Below are 201 nucleotides of genomic sequence, written 5' to 3'. Positions count from 1 at the left end.
CGTCGGGTATGGGCGCTGCTTCGCAGACAGGCAGAACTTGATGGTATGCCTGCGATCAATGCCAAACGTGTTTACCGGATCATGCGCCAGAATGCGCTGTTGCTTGAGCGAAAACCTGCTGTACCGCCATCGAAACGGGCACATACCGGCAGAGTGGCCGTGAAAGAAAGCAATCAGCGATGGTGCTCTGACGGGTTCGAG

At 56.2% G+C, this 201-nt stretch carries 1 pseudogene; it reads left to right on the top strand.

Going from position 1 to position 201, the window contains the following annotated elements:
* Positions 1 to 201: pseudogene (locus tag HMPREF0549_RS09250) on the top strand (IS3 family transposase); the annotation flags it as partial.

The organism is Limosilactobacillus vaginalis DSM 5837 = ATCC 49540, assembly GCF_000159435.1.
Lineage (GTDB): Bacteria > Bacillota > Bacilli > Lactobacillales > Lactobacillaceae > Limosilactobacillus > Limosilactobacillus vaginalis.
Note: the sequence above shows the minus strand (reverse complement) of the source record. Positions and strands in the feature narration are given on the sequence as shown.